The 23,458-nt window shown below is 33.0% G+C and carries 19 protein-coding genes and 1 tRNA gene; 8 read left to right on the forward strand and 12 right to left on the reverse strand.

What is annotated here, in order from left to right:
* Window position 1: 1 nt before the first annotated feature.
* Genes H0Z29_06090 through mraZ form a run of 11 tightly spaced genes read right to left on the reverse strand, consistent with a single transcriptional unit; the run spans window position 2 to window position 12,573 of the window.
* On the reverse strand, window positions 2-1,381 hold the full coding sequence (locus H0Z29_06090; GenBank protein MBO8131073.1) for a UDP-N-acetylmuramate--L-alanine ligase: 1,380 nt from the start codon (window positions 1,379-1,381) through the stop codon (window positions 2-4).
* The gene (gene murG, locus H0Z29_06095; GenBank protein ID MBO8131074.1) at window positions 1,365-2,504 is read right to left on the reverse strand and encodes an undecaprenyldiphospho-muramoylpentapeptide beta-N-acetylglucosaminyltransferase; all 1,140 of its coding nucleotides are present in this window, start codon (window positions 2,502-2,504) and stop codon (window positions 1,365-1,367) included. The genes H0Z29_06090 and murG overlap by 17 nt, the downstream gene beginning before the upstream one ends.
* Window positions 2,497-3,618, reverse strand: a complete 1,122-nt coding sequence (gene ftsW / locus H0Z29_06100; GenBank protein MBO8131075.1) for a putative lipid II flippase FtsW — start codon at window positions 3,616-3,618, stop codon at window positions 2,497-2,499. Before ftsW ends, murG begins: the two co-directional genes overlap by 8 nt.
* Complete coding sequence (murD, locus tag H0Z29_06105) at window positions 3,608-4,996, reverse strand: UDP-N-acetylmuramoyl-L-alanine--D-glutamate ligase (protein MBO8131076.1); 1,389 nt, start codon at window positions 4,994-4,996, stop codon at window positions 3,608-3,610. Before murD ends, ftsW begins: the two co-directional genes overlap by 11 nt.
* A complete protein-coding gene (locus tag H0Z29_06110; GenBank protein MBO8131077.1) occupies window positions 4,993-6,096 on the reverse strand; it encodes a phospho-N-acetylmuramoyl-pentapeptide-transferase in 1,104 nt (367 codons plus the stop codon). The genes murD and H0Z29_06110 overlap by 4 nt, the downstream gene beginning before the upstream one ends.
* Window positions 6,097-7,458 (reverse strand): UDP-N-acetylmuramoyl-tripeptide--D-alanyl-D-alanine ligase, encoded by a 1,362-nt coding sequence (gene murF / locus H0Z29_06115; protein MBO8131078.1) that lies wholly within the window; start codon window positions 7,456-7,458, stop codon window positions 6,097-6,099.
* Entirely contained in the window at window positions 7,458-8,927 is a 1,470-nt protein-coding gene (locus tag H0Z29_06120) for a UDP-N-acetylmuramoyl-L-alanyl-D-glutamate--2,6-diaminopimelate ligase (protein MBO8131079.1), read from the reverse strand. Before H0Z29_06120 ends, murF begins: the two co-directional genes overlap by 1 nt.
* Window positions 8,920-10,887: a transpeptidase family protein gene (locus H0Z29_06125; GenBank protein ID MBO8131080.1), complete on the reverse strand. Its 1,968-nt coding sequence runs from the start codon at window positions 10,885-10,887 to the stop codon at window positions 8,920-8,922. The genes H0Z29_06120 and H0Z29_06125 overlap by 8 nt, the downstream gene beginning before the upstream one ends.
* Window positions 10,887-11,198, reverse strand: coding sequence for a cell division protein FtsL (ftsL, locus tag H0Z29_06130; protein MBO8131081.1), 312 nt, complete (start codon window positions 11,196-11,198; stop codon window positions 10,887-10,889). Before ftsL ends, H0Z29_06125 begins: the two co-directional genes overlap by 1 nt.
* A complete protein-coding gene (gene rsmH / locus H0Z29_06135) occupies window positions 11,198-12,124 on the reverse strand; it encodes a 16S rRNA (cytosine(1402)-N(4))-methyltransferase RsmH (protein ID MBO8131082.1) in 927 nt (308 codons plus the stop codon). Before rsmH ends, ftsL begins: the two co-directional genes overlap by 1 nt.
* Complete coding sequence (gene mraZ, locus H0Z29_06140; protein ID MBO8131083.1) at window positions 12,124-12,573, reverse strand: division/cell wall cluster transcriptional repressor MraZ; 450 nt, start codon at window positions 12,571-12,573, stop codon at window positions 12,124-12,126. The genes rsmH and mraZ overlap by 1 nt, the downstream gene beginning before the upstream one ends.
* A gap of 170 nt (window positions 12,574-12,743) precedes the next feature.
* Here mraZ and H0Z29_06145 point away from each other — a divergent pair, with 170 nt between their 5' ends.
* Window positions 12,744-16,943, forward strand: a complete 4,200-nt coding sequence (locus H0Z29_06145; GenBank protein MBO8131084.1) for a PAS domain S-box protein — start codon at window positions 12,744-12,746, stop codon at window positions 16,941-16,943.
* Window positions 16,944-16,947: 4 nt separating this feature from the next.
* Window positions 16,948-18,348, forward strand: coding sequence for a sigma-54-dependent Fis family transcriptional regulator (locus tag H0Z29_06150; GenBank protein ID MBO8131085.1), 1,401 nt, complete (start codon window positions 16,948-16,950; stop codon window positions 18,346-18,348).
* On the opposite strand, the gene H0Z29_06155 is transcribed toward H0Z29_06150, so the two are convergent.
* Window positions 18,345-18,881, reverse strand: coding sequence for a dTDP-4-dehydrorhamnose 3,5-epimerase family protein (locus H0Z29_06155; protein MBO8131086.1), 537 nt, complete (start codon window positions 18,879-18,881; stop codon window positions 18,345-18,347). The two genes, H0Z29_06150 and H0Z29_06155, sit on opposite strands and share 4 nt — an antisense overlap.
* Window positions 18,882-18,957: 76 nt before the next feature.
* On the opposite strand from H0Z29_06155, the gene H0Z29_06160 reads away from it, so the two are divergent.
* From H0Z29_06160 to rplT, 6 genes are all read left to right on the forward strand, one after another.
* On the forward strand, window positions 18,958-20,211 hold the full coding sequence (locus tag H0Z29_06160; protein MBO8131087.1) for a TIGR04013 family B12-binding domain/radical SAM domain-containing protein: 1,254 nt from the start codon (window positions 18,958-18,960) through the stop codon (window positions 20,209-20,211).
* Between the two features lie 88 nt (window positions 20,212-20,299).
* Window positions 20,300-20,373, forward strand: a tRNA-Val gene (locus tag H0Z29_06165).
* A 63-nt stretch (window positions 20,374-20,436) separates the two neighbouring features.
* Entirely contained in the window at window positions 20,437-22,359 is a 1,923-nt protein-coding gene (gene thrS / locus H0Z29_06170; protein ID MBO8131088.1) for a threonine--tRNA ligase, read from the forward strand.
* A gap of 11 nt (window positions 22,360-22,370) precedes the next feature.
* Complete coding sequence (locus H0Z29_06175) at window positions 22,371-22,877, forward strand: translation initiation factor IF-3 (GenBank protein MBO8131089.1); 507 nt, start codon at window positions 22,371-22,373, stop codon at window positions 22,875-22,877.
* Between the two features lie 11 nt (window positions 22,878-22,888).
* On the forward strand, window positions 22,889-23,086 hold the full coding sequence (gene rpmI / locus H0Z29_06180; GenBank protein ID MBO8131090.1) for a 50S ribosomal protein L35: 198 nt from the start codon (window positions 22,889-22,891) through the stop codon (window positions 23,084-23,086).
* 20 nt (window positions 23,087-23,106) lie between these two features.
* Window positions 23,107-23,454 (forward strand): 50S ribosomal protein L20, encoded by a 348-nt coding sequence (gene rplT, locus H0Z29_06185; GenBank protein ID MBO8131091.1) that lies wholly within the window; start codon window positions 23,107-23,109, stop codon window positions 23,452-23,454.
* Window positions 23,455-23,458: the final 4 nt, after the last annotated feature.

Raw genomic sequence — 23,458 nt, forward strand, 5'->3', positions numbered from 1 at the left:
ATTAATCTTTTGACAATCTCTCGACGAGTTTATTGTTTATTTTCCATACATCACCAGCACCAAGGGTTATTATCATATCATTCTTTTGTATCATTTTAGTAATTAGCTCAGGCAGAATTTCTCTATCTTCAACGTAGTGAACTTTTTGATGTCCATATCCCTTTAATGCATCGAAAATCAACTTGCCTGTTACACCATCTATTGGCTCTTCACGAGCAGGGTAAACATCTAAAACTATTGCAATATCGGAAAGAGTAAGAGCTTCGGCGAACTCTTTATAAAAATCTCTGGTTCTTGAATATAAATGTGGTTGAAATATTGAAATTATTCTTCTATTCCAACCGGTTTTAGCAGCGTATAACGTTGCTTTAATTTCACTTGGATGGTGAGCATAGTCGTCAACTACCACTACTTTATTGTCTTTATAGGTAATTTCAAATCTTCTGTGTACTCCAGTGAATTCCTCTAGAGCTGATTTTATTGTTTTCATATGTATGTCATATTGAAGTGCGACTGATATAGCAGCAAGTGAGTTTTTTATATTATGAATTCCAGGAACATTTAACCTGAAATTACCAATTGTTTTTCCGTTTGTTGAATAGACTTTATATCTGCTAGTATTTTCCTTTAGAAAAATTGAGTTGGCGTACAAATCTGCGTCTGGAGAAAGCCCATATGTAAAAACAGGTTTCTCGAAATTTTGAATTATCCTTCTATTTGCTGGTTCGTCAAGACATATGGTGATGGAGCCATAGAATGGAACACTATTGGCAAATTGAGTGAAAGCTTTTTCAATATCATCTAAGGAAGTATAGCAATCGAGATGTTCTGCCTCTATAGTTGTGATTATTGCGTTGGTTGGATTAAGTTTTAAAAATGATCTGTCAAATTCATCCGCCTCGACTATAATGTAATTTCCTGACCCAGGCCTTGTCGGGCTACCGAGGCTTCTTACCACTCCGCCAACTATAATGATGGGATCAAATTTTGCTGCGGTAAATATTTTCCCAATCATGGATGTAGTTGTTGTTTTACCATGAGTGCCAGCTATTGCAATACTTACAGGTTTTAATTTCAATAATTCTCCAAGCATTTCAGCTCGTCGCATAATTGGTATGTGCTTTTTCTTTGCAGCCTGAAGTTCTGGATTTCCAGGTTTTATTGCTGATGAATAGACTACAACATCGCATTTGTCCAGATTTTCCTCTTTATGACCATAATGAATTTTAACCCCCATCTTTTCCAATCTGAGAGTATTTTCTGATTGAACAAGATCAGAGCCTGTTATTTTAAATCCCCAATGTACCAGAAGCTCAGCAATTCCGCTCATACCTATGCCGCCAATACCGATAAAATGTACTTTTTTAATTTTTCCAAACATAATTTTCCACGTGCTCCATTATTTTTTTTGCTATTAAATCTGCAGTATTGTTCTTATAGAATTTTCTAATATTTTTACTCATTTTTGCCATTTTCTGTGGCTCATTTAATAGTTCCGAGATTATATCATATAGTTTCTCTGTTTTTAGTTCGTATTGCAATACGACACGTGTGGCCCCTGCCCTTTCAAAAAGTCTAGCATTTATTTCTTGATGATTTCCAGCAGCTGTAGGAAGAGGGATCAAAATAGCGGGTTTACCAAAATAGGAAAGCTCTGCAAGAGTAAGAGCACCTGATCTTGAAACTACCAGATCGCATGAAGAATATGCAAATTCAATCTGGTGTATAAAAGGTGTCAGGTGAATTCTTTTAACTTTCTGGAATTTTTCTTTTAGGTAAAAATAATTTTTGATACCGGTTTGCCATATGAATTGACAATTTAAGTTTTCAATATATTTCAAAATATTTCTTTCCCAATACTTATTTATTGCTGCAGAGCCCTGACTACCACCGAAAATAAAGATCGTTTCAAATTTTTCGTCTAACTCAAAGAACTGCATAGCAAGATTTCTGTCGATAGGTTTTAAAGAAGATCTGAGTGGGATACCTGAATAGAAAGTATTTGGGATATATTTTTCTGTTTCCTTAAATGATGTAAATGTGATTTCTGCGTGTTTTGAGTATCTCTTTGTTACCCAACCCGGGGTAACATTTTGTTCCTGCAAAAAATAGGGTTTCTTCATTAGCTTTGCTATGGAAAGTACTGGAGCAGAGACGTAACTTCCTGTTCCAATGATGACATCTGGTTTGAACCAAAGAAATATTATATAACATTTGATATAACTTGCGAGTATTCTCAACGGAAGAACGGAATTCCTAAAGATATTTTTAAGATTGAATCCTCTCTGGAAACCACGGATAGGAATAAATTTTACAGGGAGATTAAGTTCCTTCAATACTACTTTTTCTATTCCCTTTTTAGTACCAATAAATAGAAACTCATTTTTTATATTATTGCTACAGCAAATCTTATGTATTGCCTCATATATGGCAATAGCTGGGAATAGATGACCGCCTGTACCTCCGCCTGCAAATATTATTTTTAGTTTTTTATCCTTATACATATTCCACCGTCAAAGTAATTTTTTCTTCCTTCGCTTTAATTTTCTTTGAAATATTAATTAAAATTGCCATAGCTGATAAATTGTACATCATTGCTGATCCACCATAACTTATAAACGGTAGTGGCAATCCAGTTACTGGAAGGAGATTTACCACGACGGCAACATTTAAAATAAAATACATAAAAATACTTATAGAAAGTCCAAGTCCGAGTAGCTTACCAAAGGTATTGTCAGTTTTTATAGATACTCTGATGCAATTGATAAATAGTATTAGAAACAATACCATAATAATTGACGTACCGATAAAGCCAAATTCCTCTCCCAAAACAGAGAAGATAAAATCAGTGTGGGGATTTGGTAGATACATGTTTTTTTCTATACTTTTACCAATTCCTTTACCAAAGAGACCGCCATTACCCAGGGATATTAAGGATTGCATTATTTGATAATTGCCGTCAGCTTTGCCCTTTTCTGGTGAGATAAATAATAACACTCTACTTAGACGATAAGGCTCTATCAGGATAAAAATCAAAGAGCTGATGGCAAATAAGCCAAGGAGAATTAATATGTTTTTTAGATTTACATTTCCAATAAATAAGATAGTTAAGCAAATAATGAAAATGGCTGCTGATGTACTATAGTCTTTTTGCAAAATGATTAAAAATAGGGTAATAAATATTATTGACGAAATAAATAGAAACTTTTTTATATCAATACTGACTGATTCTTTATATTTATCTATATAGTATGATATAAAAATTATGAGAGTTAATTTAGAAAATTCAGAAGGTTGAATCCTTATCGGACCAATCGTTATCCACCTTTTTATTGTCCCTTTGTTCATTACGAAGCATAAAACTAGAAGGATAAAGGATAAAAAAACGAAGAGATAAGTTATCCTCTTTAAGAATCTGTAGTCCAAAAAAAGGAAAAAGAAAAATAATGGCAATGCAGCCAGTATTTTTAAAATCTGTTGTTTTATTAAATAGTTTGGATCATTGTATTTTTCTGTGGATAAATATGAGCTGGCACTATATTGAACAATTATACCTAATACTAGAATTATTAAAAGTAGCATTATAAGATTTTTCGGGTAATTCCTATTATTTTGCATACATACTCTTCAAAATTTTTACACAGTTTATGAAGTCATTGCCTCTTTCTTCGAAATTTTTATACATATCAAAACTTGCACAGGCAGGTGATAGTAAAACTATATTCCCTTTATCCGCAGATAGAAATCCGCCAATAACAGCGTCGAACATTGATATTGCCTCTTTGCATGGGATATATTCCTTAAATATATTTGTTATTTTGCTTTTACATTCCCCAATGGCAATTATTTTCTTTACTTTTCCTTTGATAATAGGTTTCAGCTCTTCAAAATTTGCTCCTTTATCTTTACCTCCGAGTATCAATATTATTGGCTTATCCAACCCTCTGATAGCATATTTTACTGAATCAATATTTGTTGCTTTTGAATCGTTATAAAATTTTACTCCTTTAATGCTATCAACGTACTCCATTCTATGTTTTAATCCAGTTAATGTCATTATTATTTTTTTTAAATGTTTGCGACTATTTGATATAACCATATAGGCATTTAAACTTGCAAGCAAATTATATGTGTTGTGTTCACCAGGCAATCGGAAATCCTTTCTTTCAGCAATTTTTACTTTATCTATTGTTATAAAGGTGTCGTTCTCGAAAATAATAGGTGATCCTGTGTTTTTATGAATAGAGAAGGGGATAATATTTGGCTTTGAAGGTAATCTTTCTTTCAAGATTGGATCGTCGTCATTGTAAATATAGTAATCGTTTTTATCCTGATTTTTATAAATATTTAATTTTGCTCTTATATAATTATTAAAGGTTTTATGTCTATCAATGTGATCAGGGGTAATATTCATTACAATACATATAAATGGCTTAAAATGCTTGATGTATTCCAGCTGGAAACTGCTTATTTCAAGTACGATTATAGTATCATCGTTAAATGTATCACCATTTTTTACTATCTTGGAATAGGGGATTCCAATATTTCCACCGTAATAAACGTTATAACCTGCCTTGCTAAGTATCTGGTATAGTAGGTAGGTGGTTGTGGATTTCCCATTTGAGCCAGTGACAGCGATAATTTTATGTTTATAACTGAACCAGTATGCCAGTTCAATTTCACTGATTATCTCTATTTTCCTAGATTTAATTTTTTTAATAATGTCGCTATCGGATGATATCCCTGGACTAACAATTACCAAATCGCTTTTAAGCACTTCATCACTGTGCCCACCTGTTTCTATTTTAACACCTGCATTTATTAAAGATTTTAATTCGGCATTATCAAATATTTTTTGTTTTATTTCTGACAGTAAAATACTTTTGCATTTTCCAGCGAGTAAAAAAGAAGCCCAGATACCACTGGTACCAGCTCCAAGGATTGCTACCTTTTTATGCTCCAGTTCTTCTATTTCTTTCTTAACTTTCTCACTCATAATAATTTGAAACTGCTTAAGCTGATTAAAGCCAGTAATATTCCAATTATCCAGAATCTTATGACTATTTTCGTTTCAGGCCATCCCTTAAGTTCAAAATGATGATGTAAGGGTGCCATAAGAAAAACCCTTTTCCCTTCTCCATATTTTTTCTTAGTGTATTTGAAATAGGTTACTTGAATTAATACACTGGCTGCTTCAACAACAAATATCCCGCCGAGTAATACGAGTAATATTTCCTTTTTGGCCAGTACGGCAATGGTACCTATAGCTCCACCGAGAAATAGGCTTCCAGTATCTCCCATGAATACTTCTGCTGGTTTACAATTAAACCAGAGAAATCCCAGCAAGGCGCCGGATAATGCCATAGAATAGACAGTTAATTCACCAGAGCCAGGTATATAAATAGTATTTAAGTAACTGCTAAAATCAACACGGCCGGTGATGTAACAAATAATAGACAATGTAAGTGATATAATGCCAACGAGTCCAGTTGCTAATCCATCGAGTCCATCGGTAAGGTTGACTGCGTTAGAAGTTCCTGTTATCACAACGGCAATGAATATTATATAGAACAATCCAAAATCAACATTGGCATTTTTCAAAAAAGGTATAGATGTGATTGAATTATATTCCTCAAAGTGATTGCAAAAGTAAATAAATAGTCCAAGAGCTAAGCCAAATGTTAGCTGACCTATTAGTTTATACTTTGCAACAAGTCCGTCTTTGTATCCCTTAACAGATTTTAAGTAGTCGTCGATAAATCCAATCAGCCCCATCCAGATGGTTGCTATAAGAATAATAATTGTATAAACGTTGGATAGATTACCCCATAGAAGCATAGATGTTAGTACTGAGATTAAAATTATTATACCGCCCATAGTTGGGGTGCCCTGCTTGGATAGGTGAGTAGATGGACTATTATGTCGTACAATTTCACCGATTTGATTCTTCTTTAGGTATTTTATTATAGCGGGTCCAATTAGAAAGCTTAAAAGAAGAGCAGTTATCGCTGACATTGCAGCTCTAAATGTGATATAATGGAAAATATTAAATGGGCTGAAAAGGTTTTTTAAAGGATATAAAAATTCGTAAAACATCTATACACCTTTCATTATGTATTCAATTATTTCCTCCATTTTACTTCCTCTTGAGCCTTTTATTAATATCAGGTCACCTTTTTTTATATTTTTAATTACTGCATTTGCCAATTCTATTTTATTTTCGTAGTGGTATGCTTTCTTGAATCCTAATTCCTTGGCTCTTAGATAGCTATGATATGCGAGATTTCCAGTGCAGTAGAATTCGTCTATATTGGACCTCGAAATTTGAGTCCCAATTGATTTATGGGCTTTAATTGAGTGTTTTCCAAGCTCAAGCATATCACCAAAGATAAAAATTTTCTTACCTCCCGTATTCATCAAGTTTAACGTTTCAATTGATGCAGAAGTTGAATCTGGATTGGCATTATATGTATCATCGATTATTTTGATGCCATTGAAATCAGTTATATTGAATCTTTGCGGATCAGGCTCAAGTTTACTTAGTGCTTCTATTATAGCCTCATCTTCGATGGTGAAGCTTTTAGCGACTGTATATGCAGTGAGAGCATTATAAACTGAAAATCTGCCTGGTGTTGATATTTTGATTATGTGACTATTTAATTTGATAGTGGCTCTACCAAAGTTATCGAATTCCAAAATTGTTGCGTGATAGTCACATTTCTTTCTTTTTATGCCATAGGTAATTTTTTTCGCAGATGTATCTATTCTCACTATGTAAGGATCATCCATATTTACATATGCTATTCCACTCTCTGGCAAAATTTTAAACAGGCTCCCTTTTTCCTCAGCTACGCCTTTTTTTGAACCAAAAAACTCAATATGTCCATAGCCTATATTTGTAATAAGGCCATGGGTTGGTTTTAAAATATCGCACAGGTAGGCGATTTCTCCTGGTTTATTGGTACCTATTTCTACTATGCTGATTTGGTGATTCCTATTTAGGGATAAAATGGAAAGGGGCATCCCGATATGGTTATTGTAATTGCCAATTGTTGTATGAACATTGTATTTTGTTGAAAGCACAGTGAAAATAAACTTTCTACATGTTGTTTTCCCAGCCGTTCCGGTGATTGCTAGTCTTGGTATGTCAAATCTTTTCAAATAAAATTTTGATAGAGTTTGCATAGCTTTTAGTGGATCGTCTACTATCCAGAACGGCATGCTTTTGAATCTATCTTTATTTTTTTCAAACCAGAGCTTACTTACAACACATAGAGAGGCACCATTTTCAAAGGCATCGCTGATAAAATTATGTCCATCTGTATTTTCACCCACGAGTGCAAAAAATATATCTCCTTTTTTAAGAATTCTGGTGTCTATAGAAGCTCCTGTTGCGTATCTGTAAAAGTTTTTTAATTCTCCAAGCCTGGTTTCTTCTATTATTTCTTTTGTAATCATCATTCTTTTAATATATTTTTTACTACTTCAAGATCGCTAAAAGGAGATCTAACACCATTTATTTCCTGATAATCTTCGTGACCTTTGCCAAGTATTGCTATTATATCATTGTCAGTCGAGATTTTAATTGCATGAGTAATAGCTTCTTTTCTATCTTTAATTACGGTAAATAAGTTTTTATTTTTAAAGCCTGCCATTATGTCGTTAATTATGAGATCAGGATTTTCAAACCTTGGATTATCGTTTGTAACAATGCAGAAATCAGAATATTTCTCTGCTATTTTTGCCATTTTAGGTCTTTTTTTTCTATCTCTATTCCCACCGCAACCGAATACAGTTATAAGTTTTCCATTTTTATTTTTAATATTGATGATTGAGCTAAGTACATTTTCAAAAGCGTCGGGTGTATGAGCATAATCGATTATAATTCTGGGTTTGCCTGGAATTCTGAACTCCTGAAATCTTCCTGGTATATTTTTTACATCTAAAATTGCAGATGATATAATTTCTTTATCCAGACCTATTAATCTTGCACACGAGGAAGCTGCTAATATGTTGTAAAGATTAAACTTTCCGGAAAGGGCGGATTTAATTGTTATCTTATCTGAACCACTTTCTATTATACCATTTATTCCTTCATTATAAGTTGTTGATACAGACCATTTAAAATCAGCATTACTATTGTATAGAGAGTAAGTATATACTTTACCCCGAGATCCTTTTATAAAAATTTTAAAGAACCGATCATCTATATTTATAAGACAATATTTATTATAATTGGGCATTTCGAATAATTTTAATTTAGCTTTTACATAATCTTCTATTGTTTTATGAAAGTCGAGGTGGTCCTGAGAAATATTAGTGAAAATTACGAAATCAAATTTTATAGAATCTACTCTGTGAAGAGCTAAGGAATGGGAGGATACTTCCATTACTACATATTCTATTTTGTTTTTTATATATCGATTTAAGATTGATTGTATTTGCAGGCTATCTGGAGTAGTAAGTCCCAGCTTATAATTTTCTCCTTTTAGTGTATATCCCAATGTACCAATAGTTTCAGCAGTATATCCAGCTTTTCTTAATATATTTGATAATAAAATTATTGTTGTGGTTTTACCATTTGTTCCTGTTACACCAATTATCTTTAGCTTTTTAGATGGGTTATCATAGAAATTTGCAGCGATTTTTGAGAGAGCACTGCGAGTGTTTTTTACTTTTATCTGTGGGACATTGACATTATCAATAAACTTTTCTACGATAAGTAACGATGGTTTTTTTTGAATAACATCGGAGATAAAATTGTGTCCATCGTGTTTTAGTCCCTTCACCGCAATAAAGGCAAAACCTTTTTTAACATCTCTTGAGTTATCCGTTATACCTGCGATTTTCTCCGGTAGATGGCCTCTTAATTCATATTTGAGATCTCTTAATATTTTTTTTGTTTCAACTGTATAATTATTAGTCATATTCTTTTAACTTTATCAAACATTTATCGTTTGGTTTTACTATAGATCCTGGTTTAATGGATTGATAATAAACAACTCCTGAACCATCAATCTCAATGTCCAGGTTCAGACCTACTATTAAATTTAACGATTCTCTTAGAGTTTTCCCTATCAGATTTGGCATTCTATTTGACAATGAATAAGTAATTAATAATGGCTTTTCATTTTTTTGATAGTTATAGCTATTATTTTGGCTAGTTATTTTTTCATTGTTCTTAATTTTATTTTCTACAAAGTTGGTGAGATTGTCATCTATATTAATAATTCTTTTAAAAACATCTCTAACGACAGGAGCAGATACATATCCACCTGTATGATATTTTCCTCTTGGATTGTCCACGACTACGACGCAAAGGTATTTCGGATCCTCGACAGGGGTGAAACCTACAAAGTTCGCGATATAATCTCTTTTACTGTATTTGCCATCTATTACTTTTTGCGCCGTACCAGTTTTGCCAGCAATTTTAATACCTTTAATGCTTGCATGTATACCAGTCCCTTCCTCGACAGTTAATTCAAGCATACTCCTTAGTTTAAGCGAAGTTGTCTTACTTGTAACTTTTCTTATTAGCTCCGGTGAAAAATCTTTTACTTTTATATTATCTGGTGAGATAATTTGACGTACAATTATAGGTTTCATCAAATATCCACTATTAGCAATAGCACAATAAGCGCTTGCTAATTGAATCACCGTTGAACATATTCCTTGCCCAATTGAGACCTGAGCCAGGGTTATTTCGTTCCAGTCTTCTAATTCATGAACGATTCCATTTTCTTCACCTGGTAGATTTACCCCCGTTTTTGTTCCGAAGCCAAACCTTAGAAAGTATTCATAGAGTTTTTTCTTACCAACTTTATGAGCAATTTTTATAGTACCAATATTGCTGCTTTTCTCTATCACCTCGGAAAATTTTAAGGTTCCGTAAGGCTCTGCATCATGGATTATTATATCTCCTATTGTTATCTTTCCATATTCACAAAAAATTGTATCATCAGGTTCTATCTTTTTTTCTTCGAGAGCTGCTGCAGCAGTGATTATTTTAAGGGTGGAACCTGGTTCGAAGATATCTGTGATTGAGCTTATTTTTTGATTTGCTATAGGGTATTTTCCCGGTCTATTGGGGTCGTAGGATGGAACTGAAGCTATTGCCAGTATTTCTCCTGTTTTTGGGTTCATTATGATACCCATTGCTTTGTCGGCTTTATTAACCTGATATGCGGTTTTTAATTCCTCATATAGAATTGTCTGATATTCTTTATCCAATGTAAGATATATATCGTTCCCATTTATAGCCTTTTTAATCTTTTTTACAGAGGCAGGGATTACTCTGCCAAATCCATCCTTTAGGATGATTTTCCAGCCAGGTACACCTCTTAGTATTGGATCATATTGTAGTTCCAAGCCACAAAGACCTTTATTTTCAGTGCCGACAAAACCTATTACATGAGCAAATATGTCCTTATAGGGATAATATCTACGATACTTTTTTTTTATTTCGATTCCCTGAGTTCTTATTGAGTCGATATATTTTTCATTTATTTTGTCTATTGTTAATTCCTTTTCAATCCAGACAAAAGTTTTTTTATTATTAATAAGGTTGTAATAGTAGCTTATTGGTTTTCCTGTTAATTTACTAAGATTTTCGGCTATTTTTTTCTTATCTGTTATTAAGTATGGATGTGCAAAGATAGAATAAGTTAGAATATTCATTGTTAGAGGATTCCCATTTCTGTCAAAAATTGTTCCTCGAATTGGTTCTATAATTTCTTTTTCTGTTGATTGTTTGAGACAAATCTCTTTATAACAGTTACTATCAATAATCTGAATTATAAAAAGTTTTATTAGTATAGTAGCCCAAAAGAATATTAGAATTGTTAAAACAATTCCAGCTCTAAATTTTATAATCCTGCTATCCACCATTACTCTTCCTGCTGATTTATAACCACAAGTAGGGTTTCTGGCTTTGGAATTACCATTCCTAATTTGTCCTGTGCTATTTCCTTAATTCGATCAGGTCCTGAAAGTCTTTCTATTTCTGCTGAAATTATGTTGTTTTGTGTGATTAATTTTGCCCTGATTTCCTGTAGTCTGGTTATTTCTGCGTTTAGAATCCTTATTGTGTTTCCTACATAAATGTACTGAAAAAGTAAAAACATAATTACGATGAATGCAAAAAGTGATGGTGGAATTTTGTTGAGAAAATTAATTGATGATTTCCTGCGTTTTTTCATTAATTTAATCGCTCCGCTGCTCTTAGTTTTGCGCTCCTGGCATTGGGATTTTTTTCAATCTCATTTTTTCCAGGAGTGATGTGTTTTCGAGTTAAAATTTTAATTGTTTTTTTGTGATTGCAGGTACATATAGGAAAATTATCCGGGCATATACAGTCAGTTGACTCGGTTTTAAAAAAGTTTTTTACTATTCTATCTTCAATAGAATGGTAGGAAATTATTACAATTCGTCCACCGGGATTCAAAATCGAAATTGATTGTTCAAGCAAAGCCTGTAGGTTTTCCATTTCTTTATTTACATGTATTCTAATAGCCTGGAAGATACGACTCAATGTTTTGGTTAAAAATGGTTCTGGAGCAACTCTTTTTATAATTGAGACAAGTTGACCCGTAGTTTCTATCGGTTGAGTAGCCCTTTCTTTAATAATTTCCCTTGCTATTTTAGCAGCATATCTGTCCTCGCTATACTTTTTTAATTCTGACTTAAGTTCTTCAAACGGTGCATTATTTAGGAAGCTTCTTGCGGTATATTTTTGCGAAGTTATAAATCTCATGTCAAGTGGTTCGTCTTTCTTATATGTAAAACCTCTTCCCGAGGAATTCAGCAAGAAATTTGATAACCCCAGATCAACAAGAATACCATCAAGTTTCGTATATCCATTTGTGAATATTATTTTTTTTATATTTTTAAAATTATCATTGGCATAGATAATGTTGTTCATGTTTTTGAATCTATTTTTGCAGATATCGAGAGATTGTTCATCTCCATCAATAGCTATTATAACCGCATTTTTTGAAAGATGTTGTGAAATTGCCTCTATATGACCTCCAGTGCCTGCAGTGCAATCAACGTATACACCGTCAATATTGTTGATTAAATATTTGACAGTTTCATTTACAAGTACAGGAACGTGATAATTGGCCATCAGAGTAAATTCTCCATATTTTGATAGAATTCATCATCTAATTCTTGATTTGTCTCATGATGATTGTTTAATGTTTCTGGATCCCATATTTCGATTGAGTTTAGCACCCCAATCAATATTGCTTCATTTTTAATATTAGCGAAATCAAGCAGATTCTGGGGTATAGTTATTCTTCCCTGTTTATCGCATTTTAATCTAACAGCAGTTCTACATACATTTCGAATAAAAGCCCTGTACTTTTTGTTAGACCTAGGCAATTTCATCATTTTTTCTGCAAAATCATCCCATTCTGATGATGGATAGGCGATAAGACATGGATCAAATCCTTTAGTCACAACGAAAACAGGTTCAGAATCGGGATATTCCCACTTCCTAAATCTTGCGGGGATAATGATTCTTCCTTTTTCATCTATGTTTGCTTTGCTTTCTCCTGAAAAATAGTTAATCATTATCTCACCGACTATCTGGGATTATATGGGAAATTGCACCACATTACACCACTATTATAAAACATTTTGGGATATATGTCAAGTAATTATTTATATTTACAGCTTTGATTTTTAAAATTGTTCTTGTGTTTATAAAATAAAATTTTTATAATCAGGAAAATTGAGTAAATATGAGTAGAAGTATATATACTTGCCATTCTAACTACGAAGCTATTAAAAAAATTATCTTTGTTTCCATAATCTTTTTTAACCTTCTGTATCCTAAGTATATCTATAGAGTAAAACATTACGATGTTTTTAACGGATTGCCCGATAATAGAGTTGTTTGTATAACACAAGATTATCATGGATTTATCTTTATAGATACTCCATCTGGTATAAGTAGATTTGATGGGTATCAATTCTATGAATATAATATCAAAGGATTACCCGTTGCTACAAATAGGTTAGTCTCTAACATTTTTCCAATTAACAGGGAAAAATTACTTGTTGGTACTTTTGGAAGAGGATTATATGTGTTTAATTATCGAAAGGAGGAACTTGAAGAACTTAAAATTTTCGTTCGTGATAGTGTTAATGTTGACACTAAGTCATTAAATGTAACTTCCATTAGCAAGTATAGCGATAATAGTTTAATAATAAGTACATTGCAAAATGGTATATATTTATTTAATCATATTAATAATTCCTTTGAGAAATTGAATTTTAACAAAACTAAGGAATTCGATTTTAGCAAGATTTTGATTAATTGTGTAAAAACAGATCGAAATGGGAATTTATATATAGGTACTTTAAACAATGGACTTATTATATACAGTAAAGATACAAAAGAGATTGAAAAGTATGAGTCAGAAATTTTTTGTAAAATATTTGATATTTATGTAGATGAAAATGATAGTATTTGGTTGGCTACAGATTCTGGTTTAGTTAAGTTCAATCCGAAGTTTAGTAGATTCACCTATTATCCGCTAATATATAGAGATAAGAAATTCAAGGATTGTTTAATTTACTCTATAGATAAGCAAGGGGATAGTCTTTATCTTGCTGTGCAGTCTCTTGGAGTCTTTATTTTCAATATCAGGAGTAAAAGCTTTGAATCTGTATTCGATCAGGTAGATTTCGGAGGTGAAAAGAGACCTAATAGTATAAACGAAATTTACATTGACTCATGGGGTAATATATGGCTTGGTACATATGATGAGGGATTATGGGTATTAAGTAAAAAATTAAAATTTAAAAATTTTAATATTGCAAGTATCTTAAAATCAGAAAAAGTAAGGCGTATCAACTCTATTATATATCAAAAAGGAGTATGTTGGATAGCTACTCAAATTGGATTGATAAAATTGGATACTCATAGAAAAAGAGTCGATTATATAGAATTACCAGATTGTCCTGAAGATTCTGTAAAAGCTGTTTATACACTTTATTTGGATAAAGAAAGTTTACTTATTGGTAGATACAGTTGCTTACAGATTTTGGATTTAAGGGATATGAGTATTGAAAATATCGATATTCCTTCCAGATATTTTAGGAATGGAAAGATAGGAGTTATATGGGATATTAATAAGGACAAAAAGGGCAACTACTGGTTAGCAACACTTGGGACTGGAATAATAAAACTCGATAGTAATTTGGCATTTGTGAGGGCTTATTCTTTAGGAGAATATGGAATCGATAATTATATAGCCTCGATTGAAATAGATGAAGATGGTACTATATGGGCTGGTACAAATATATCAGGTATAATCAATTTGACTGAGACAGGGGATATAATAAAAGAATATAACCTTAATTCTAAACCTCACTTAACTGATGAGTATATTACATCTATGCTTATTGACAATGACGGAGATATTATTATTGGCACATATCTTGGGGGATTGAATATAATCAAAAAGGATGGGAGTATTTTGTATTTCAATAAAAGAAATGGATTGGCTTCTAATTTTGTAGTTGGAATTACTCAAGATGGTATGGGGAATATATGGATAAGTACGGATAGAGGAATATCAAGACTAAATATTAAGGATAAATATATTGTAAATTTTGATATAAATGATGGTGTGGAATTTTATTTAAAAAGAGATAAATATCCTGCCAATTTGTATGGTAGTGGGATAACATTTGCACTCGATGGTAGTGTGTGGGTTGGCGGTATAAATACAGTTACATATTTTAATCCAGCAGATATTTCTTCATCTCTTTCGAGCTATGAGGTGAAAATATCATCTATTAGCATTACAGATAGGGATGGTAAACAAAGAAATATCCCCTTTATAAATGACACTTTAGAGCTCAGTTATAAAGATAAGTTTATAAGAATAAATATTTCAGCGTTGGACTATTACGACCCTTTAAAGTGTCAGTATCGTTATACTTTTAAAGGAATGAGATCGGACTGGATAAATGTTGGTAATACAGGAACATTGACATTCTCAAATCTAAGACCAGGGAAGCACAGACTATTTATTGAATATCTAGACTATCGTGGTATAAAGACAGATAAGATTAAAGAAATTTTAGTAAAAGTAAGCCCTCCATTTTATAGCACATGGGGCTTTCGTACTATGGCAACTATTGGTTTAATACTTCTTGTGATAATTGCAATACAGCTTCGGGTAGCATCCATTAGAGCACAAAATATTAAGCTTGAGAATCTTGTAAAAATAAGAACGGAGGAACTATGTAAAAAACAGGATGAACTATTAAAAGCATATGGTGAACTTGAAGATAAGGTTAAAGAGCGGACAAAGGAATTACAGGAATTAAATAAGCAACTACTGAAAGAGATTGAGATAAGAAAATTTATTGAAGATGTATTACGAGAAAATGATAATTTGATAAGGTCTTTGCTCGATGCAGCCCTTGATTCAGTAATAATGGTAGATAAAGAGGGTAAAATAATTGCACTAAATCAAACTGCAGCTAATATGTTTGGATTACAGAGAAGCTATTTAATAAGTGCCAACATTTATAAATTTAATTTCTTTAATATTACGAAATCTACAATAGATGAGATAATTACTAATAAGACTCCAAAAGTATGCCATATTGAATTTGATAACAAATTTTACGAGAGATATTTTTATCCCATATGCAGTCTTCAAGGTGATGTTGATAAGGTAGCAATATTCATAAGAGATATTACTGATTTAAAAAAGGCAGAAATTATCCTGCTCAGACATAAGGAGGAACTTGAAGAGCAAGTAAAAAAGCGAACTGAGGAGCTGGCTAAGATAAACGAAGAGTTAAATAGAGAAATTAATAGAAGAGCTAAGTTTGAAAAAGAGTTAAGGGAGAGCGAAGAAAGATTCAGATATTTGTTTGAGAATGCTGATGATTTGATATGGTTGGTGGATGTGGGAGGTAAATTTCGAATTGTGAACAGGTTATTTTTAAATGTTCTTGGCTATAAAAGACATGAATTAATAGGGAAAAAGAATAATCGTTTTATTGAAGAGAGTTATAAGCAGCTTTACCAGAGTTATTTTAAGGAAACTGTAAAAGGTCAAACTCGTGAATGTGAGATAAAGGTTTTATCAAAGAGGAAAGAGGAAATTGTTTTATGGATAAAGATGGTACCTATTAGAGATCAGGAGAGAGTAGTTGGCGTGTTTTTCATAGGTAGGGATATAACACAATTGAAAAAGAATGAAGAGGAACTGATGAAGGCTGAAGCCAGAAAGAGAGAGAGTTTCCGTGAGTTTACATTGAAACTTGCACACGAGATGAAGAACCCGTTAGCTAGCATACGAAGCTCGGCTCAAATCTTATCAAGAATGAACAATGAGATGCAAAATGAAAGATATAATAGGCATATAAATGTAATAACTCGTAATGTGGATATATGTAATAAGATAATAAAAGATTTGTATAATTATACGAGCGAGGTAAAAGCTGATCTTAGGCGTCTTGATGTTAAAAAGATTGCTGAAAGGTTGAGTGCAGAAATAGAAAAATATCAAGAGGAATTTCCTGAGATTAAATTTAGTGTTAATTTAAAAGCGGACGATGTGAAAATTGTTGGAGATGAGGAAAAACTGCTTCAGGCATTTCAAAACGTAATTACTAACGCTATTGAGTCTATTTCAGGTAGAGGAAAGGTTGATATAGTTATATCAAGTTCGGGAGACAAGTATAAGGACGAATATGTAGAATTTATTTTTACAGATAGTGGTTCGGGTATTGATAAAAAAGATGTTGATAAAGTTTTTAATCCTTTTTACTCTTCTAAGGCTACTGGATTTGGACTTGGTCTTTCAATTGTAAAAGAAATTATTGAACTTCATAAAGGAATTATTAATTTAGTATCAGAAAAAGGCAAAGGGACAGTAGTGACTATATTAATCCCTATATACAAAGGTTAAGAGGATGAAAGAAAAGATATTAATAGCTGATGATAATGTTGATACACGGGATAATATAAAGGAGATACTGGAAGAAGCAGGGTTCTTAGTTGATACAGTAGATAACGGTGAAAAAGCTGTGGTTACGGTTCTTAATGATGATATTGATTGTCTGATCCTTGATATGAAAATGCCTAAGAAAGACGGCTGGCAGGTATTAACCGAAATTAGGTCATTAATTGATGCTGGACTGGTTGTAATAATAATTACAGCCTATGGAGATATATCGAGCGCAGTAAGAGCAGTGAAAATGGGAGCCTATGATTTTATTGAAAAACCTTTTGATAATGATGTGTTATTGATGACGGTAAAGAGGGGATTGGAAAATGCTCGTTTAAAGAAAGAGGTAAAGAGTCTTAGAAAAAAGGTCTACGCAAAGGGTGAGCTGGAAGAGATATTTGGTTCAAGTTCTGCTATTAGGAAAGTAATAGAGCAGATTAATATTGTAGCGGAAACAGACATTACTGTTCTTCTGTATGGTGAAACTGGCGTTGGTAAGGAAGTAATAGCAAATTTTATTCATAACAGAAGTAAAAGAAAAGATAAAAGGTTTGTGCCAGTAGATTGTGGAGCAATACCTGAGAACCTTATAGAAAGTGAATTATTTGGATTTGTTAAGGGAGCATTTACAGGGGCTGTGGAGACGAAGCCGGGAAAATTTGAAATGGCTGATGGAGGTACATTATTCTTAGATGAAATAGGTAATCTTCCATTATCCCAACAGCAGAGGTTGTTAAGGGTTGTCGAAACAAAGAAAATTTTACCAATAGGTTCAAAGATGGAAAAAGAAGTCGATGTCAGAATCATCGCTGCAACAAATAGGGATTTAAGTAAGCTTGTTGAGGAAGGTAATTTTCGTCAGGATTTATATTATAGGCTTGTGGAGTTTGTAATAGAAATACCACCTTTACGTGAAAGGTTAGAGGACATACCGCTGATTGTGAATAATCTAATAAATGAAGCTAGCAGAGAGCTGGGGAAAAGGGTAACGGGAATTTCCAATAGAGCCATAGATAAAATCATTTCTTACAGCTGGCCTGGGAATATCCGTCAATTAAGGAATGCCATTCGGAGAGCCGTACTCATTTGTGATGGAATAATAGAAGAGAATAATATTATTTTGAGTTATGAGAAAAAACCTGAGTTAAAAGGATTTGATTTTAGCTGTATTGATATTATAGAGCCAGATAAAAAGTATGTTGATGTGTTACATGAAGCTACTGAAAAAATGGATAAAATTTTAGTGGTAAAAGCTTTAAAAACAGCGGGAGGGAATATTTCGAAAGCAGCTAGAATTTATGGAATTGATCGGACAAATTTTTATCGCAAATTGGATAAATATGGTATAAGAAATAACAAAGGCTAGTCCCTTTTTATTTCCCAAATTTTTTCACCGAAGAAATACCATGGTAGTCTACCTTCATCACATTTGTCAGGTTCGGTGGAAAAGTAGTAGTTGGTAAAATAAATAATTCTTGATGGTGAATTTTTTAAATTCCTACAGCCGTGTGCCACACCTGGAGGTATGACCACTAACCTTGGCTTACCACCACCGAGAGTTAATCTGAGTATATTTCCCTCTGTTGGGGAAGCTTCTCTAACATCAGCTAAAACCAGTAATATTTTATCAGATGGTGGAGTGAACCAGATATCTGTTTGAATTTTGTGTACGTGAAATGCTTTAATACAACCTGTATCAATTTCACTATAATTTACCTGTCTGAGGTCAAAGTCACCGATATTTTTTTTAATTTCTTCTCCTAATCTCATCAGTTCAATCAAACAACCAGATTCATCAACATTGCTTACTAATTCAATAACTTTTACATCTTTAATTGTTACCTTTTTTAAATAATCCTGTAATACATAAGCTTTTTTGGCATCTTTGTTCAGTTCCATTCAATCCCTCATTTTTCTGCGTAGAAATTAATTAAGCGATATATAAATTACAACCTGAATGTATCTTGGAATTTATATGAAGAGAATAGCATTAATTTTTATCATAGGCAGGGAAAATAAATACAGTGTAAATAGCTTAGTAGGTGCTATTGAATCCTTTGACGATAATTTTTTTGATATATTCGTAGTTGATTATAGAAAGCAGGATGTTTGCCAGGGAATAAACAGAATTTCAGTGAATTATAATACTTTGGTATTTGCATTTTCTTTTATGACTCATCAATACTGGGATATAAAAAATTTAGTAGAGGAATTAAAGTCAACATTTAGAGATGCTATTTTTGTTTGTGGTGGTCCACATGCATCGGGCAAACCTGAGAGTGTTGCAACTCTCGGATTCGATTATGTTTTTATTGGTGAATCGGAAATAACTTTTAAAAATTTTTTCCAGAATATTTTAAACAGTATGGAAGGTGATTTGTCAAAGCAAGGGAATAAAGATGGTGTATCATTTATTACTTCTGTTCAATTTGTAAATCTAAATGAGTTTAGCCCTGTATCGATCAAATATAATAGATTTGGACCCATAGAAATCTCTCGTGGCTGTCCCTATAGATGTGCTTACTGTCAGACGCCGTCAATATTTGGTAGAAATATTAGACACAGGGATATTGAAAGTGTTATTGATATAGTTAGACATATGGTTTTTTTAGGTATGAAGGATATTCGATTTATAGCACCTAATGCTATTGCTTTTGGTTCTGAAGATGGAATTAAAATAAATTTGGATAAAGTTGAGAATCTTCTATATTGCGTTAGAAAAGAAATTGGTGAAGATGGGAGGATATTTTTTGGTTCTTTTCCCTCAGAGATCAGGCCCGAGAATATTTCAATAGATGCGATTAAACTTATAAAATCGTATTGTAATAATAAAAATATTGTTATTGGAGCACAAAGTGGTAGTTCAAGAGTTCTTAAGTTATTAAAAAGAGGTCATACTGTTGAAGATGTTATAAATGCAGTGGATATAATAATATCAAATGGTTTGAATGCTAATGTCGATTTTATTTTTGGGTTACCATTCGAAAAGGATGAAGATGTTGAAGTTACGATTAAATTTATCAGTAAACTTGTAAAGATGGGTGCAAGAATTCATGGTCACTATTTTTTGCCATTGCCAGGAACGGTTCTGGAGAGAGAAACATTGAAAATATTTGAAAAATATGAAGATTTTATTCATAAAGAGTTATTGCCCAATGGTCATATTTTTGGAAACTGGGAAAGGCAAAAAGAATTGAGTTATAAAATTCATGAATTATTATTATATTAAAAAAATATAATCATATTGCTTTTTGAAGCTTTTCATTGAATGTAAAATCATCTTTAATTAAATTTATTAGGTTTTTTGTATACAATATGGGCGGTTAGCTCAGGTGGTTAGAGTGCTTGCTTGACATGCAAGAGGTCACTGGTTCGAGTCCAGTACCGCCCACGGTTTTTACTATACGTAGAGGTAGGATATTGTTAAGAGAAAAAAGAAAAAGGGAAAAAGGATTTGAAAAAGAAAAAGACGGTAAATATAACTCTACCGGATGGATCAAAGATAGAAACGGAAGCTGAGACCAAGATTTCTGAGGTTGCGAAAAGACTTAGTGATAAACTATATAAAAAATCAGTAGCTGCTAAAATAGATGGAAAGTTAGTTGATTTATCAGCCGAAATAAGAGAAGATTGTAATCTGAAGATAATTACTTACGATGATCAGGAAGCCCATGAAATAATATTACACACAACTTCTCATGTCATGGCTCAGGCAGTAAAGAGATTATATCCTAATGCAAAAATTGCAATAGGACCTGCTATCGAAAATAGATTTTATTATGATATCGATGTAGATCCCCCAATTAAAGACGAAGACCTTCCGAAAATTGAAGTGGAGATGAGAAAAATAATTGCAGCTGATTATCCAATTGAAAGAATTGAGATGTCTGTTAAAGATGCTATCGAGTTTTTTGCAAAAAAGGGGGAGATATACAAAGTTGAGATTTTGAACGAAGATATAGAGGAAGACACAGTTTCTTTATACAAACAGGATGATTTTGTTGATCTTTGTCGCGGTCCTCACTTACCGTCAACTGGAAAAGTAAAAGCTTTTAAACTTTTGAACGTAGCTGGTGCCTACTGGAGGGGTGATTCAAGGAATAAGATGTTGACCAGGATTTATGGAACCAGCTTTCCCTCTAAGGAGAAGCTTGATGAATATCTCCATTTTCTTGAAGAGGCAAAAAGAAGAGACCACAGACGAATTGGGAGAGAACTCGAACTATTTGATATAAATGATTCTGTAGGAGCTGGTCTGGTATTATGGTTTCCAAAGGGTGCAATGTTACGAAGAACTATCGAGAATTTGTGGATTGATGAGCATCTTAAAAGAGGTTATGAGCTAGTGGTAACACCACATATTGGTAGATCCAGGATGTGGGAAATAAGTGGACATATTGGGTTTTACCGGGATTTCATGTTTGAAGCTATGAAGGTGGAAAATGATGAGTATTTTGTTAAACCTATGAATTGCCCTTACCATATAATGATATATAGATCTAAAATAAGAAGTTATAGGGATTTGCCCGTAAAGTATGCAGAACTTGGAACGGTATACAGATATGAATTGAGCGGAGTTCTCCATGGATTAATGAGAGTAAGGGGATTTACTCAGGATGATGCTCATATTATTTGTACTCCTGAACAGCTTGATTCTGAGATTGAAAATCTTGTAGAATTTTCCATAGACTTTCTTAAGAAATTCGGTTTTAAGGAATTTGACATTTTTGTTTCTACAAGACCTGAGGAGAAGTTTACAGGTAATATTCAGATGTGGGATGTGGCAACATATTCGCTTAAGAAGTCTCTTGAGAAGCTTGGTATTGAATACAAAATCGATGAAGGTGGTGGAGCATTCTATGGACCGAAGATAGATATTAAGATAAGGGATGCATTAGGTAGATACTGGCAGTGCACTACTATACAATTTGATTTTAATCTGCCAGAAAGATTTGATATGTATTACATTGCCGAGGATGGAACAAAGCAGAAGCCTTATATGATACATAGAGCTATTCTCGGATCGATTGAAAGGTTTGTTGGAATATTGATAGAGCATACTGCGGGGGATTTCCCTGTTTGGCTAGCACCTGTCCAGGGGATTGTATTGCCTATTACTGATAAACAGAAGAATTATGGATACAGAGTGTATGAATTCTTTAAGGAACATGGGGTAAGGATTGAGATGAATGATAAATCTCAGACTATTGGGCAAAAAATAAGAGAGTCAGAATTACAGAAAATCCCTTTTATGTTTATTTTAGGCGAGAGAGAAGAAAATGAAAATAAAATTTCTGTGAGAAGAAGAAAAAAAGGTAACCTTGGGTCCTATAGCTGGAAGGAGACTTTAGATATTATAAAACAGGAACAAATATAGGAGGGGCAAAAATAGAAAGAGATTTAAGAGTTAATGAGCGTATTAGAGTTCCAAAGGTTAGGTTAATAGATGAGAATGGAAAACAAATTGGAATTGTTTCAATACAGGAAGCTCTCCGATATGCAGAGGAGAGAGACCTTGACCTAGTCGAGGTTGCACCAAATGTTGATCCACCTGTTTGTAAGATAATGGATTATGGAAGGTATAAATATCAGCAGCAGATAAAAGATAGAAAAGGGAAAAAGGCGCAACATATTATAAAAATTAAGGAGTTACGATTGAGACCGAATATTGACAAAAATGATTTGAGACTTAAGTTGGAAAGAGCCAAAGAGTTTCTTCAGGAAGGGAATAAAGTAAAATTTACACTATTGTTTCGAGGAAGGGAGCTTGCTCATACAGAATTAGGATATGAATTAATGAAAAATGTATGTGATGAACTCTCAGAAATCGCAAATATTGAAAGACCACCTAGGGGTGAGGGGAGAACAATTGTAGCAGTATTAGGTCCAAAATAGGAGAGATTGTTATGTCAAAAGTCAAAACAAGAAGTTCAGCTAAAAAAAGGTTTATAAAAGTTACTGCTTCAGGTAAAATTAAAAGAGCAAAAGCCAACAAATCGCATCTCTTGACTGGTAAAACTTCAAAGAGGAAAAGAAAGCTTCGTAAAGCTGATTATATATCTGCCAGTGATAAGGAAAGAGTTAAGAAGATGTTGCAAATATAGTTAAAAAAAGGAGAATAGCAATGCCCAGAGCAAATAGTTCTGTACCAAGACATAAAAGACATAGAAAAATAGTGAAGATGGCAAAAGGAGCATGGGGAGCAAGACATCGAACCTATGTAAATGCCAAAGATACCGTTGAAAAAGGGTTACAATATTCATATAGAGATAGAAGAACAAAAAAAAGAAATTTTAGACGATTATGGATTGCTCGAATTAATGCTGCCTCTCGTGCATACGGGATACCTTATAATAAATTTATCCATGCTTTGAAAGAGAAAGGAATTCAGATAGATAGAAAAGCACTTGCTGAGATGGCAGTAAATGATCCTGCAGGATTTGAAAAACTTATTGAAACTGTTAAGGCATAGAAAT

Source organism: Candidatus Neomarinimicrobiota bacterium (assembly GCA_017656425.1).
In the GTDB taxonomy this organism is placed as follows: Bacteria; Fidelibacterota; UBA2242; order UBA2242; family B5-G15; genus JACDNV01.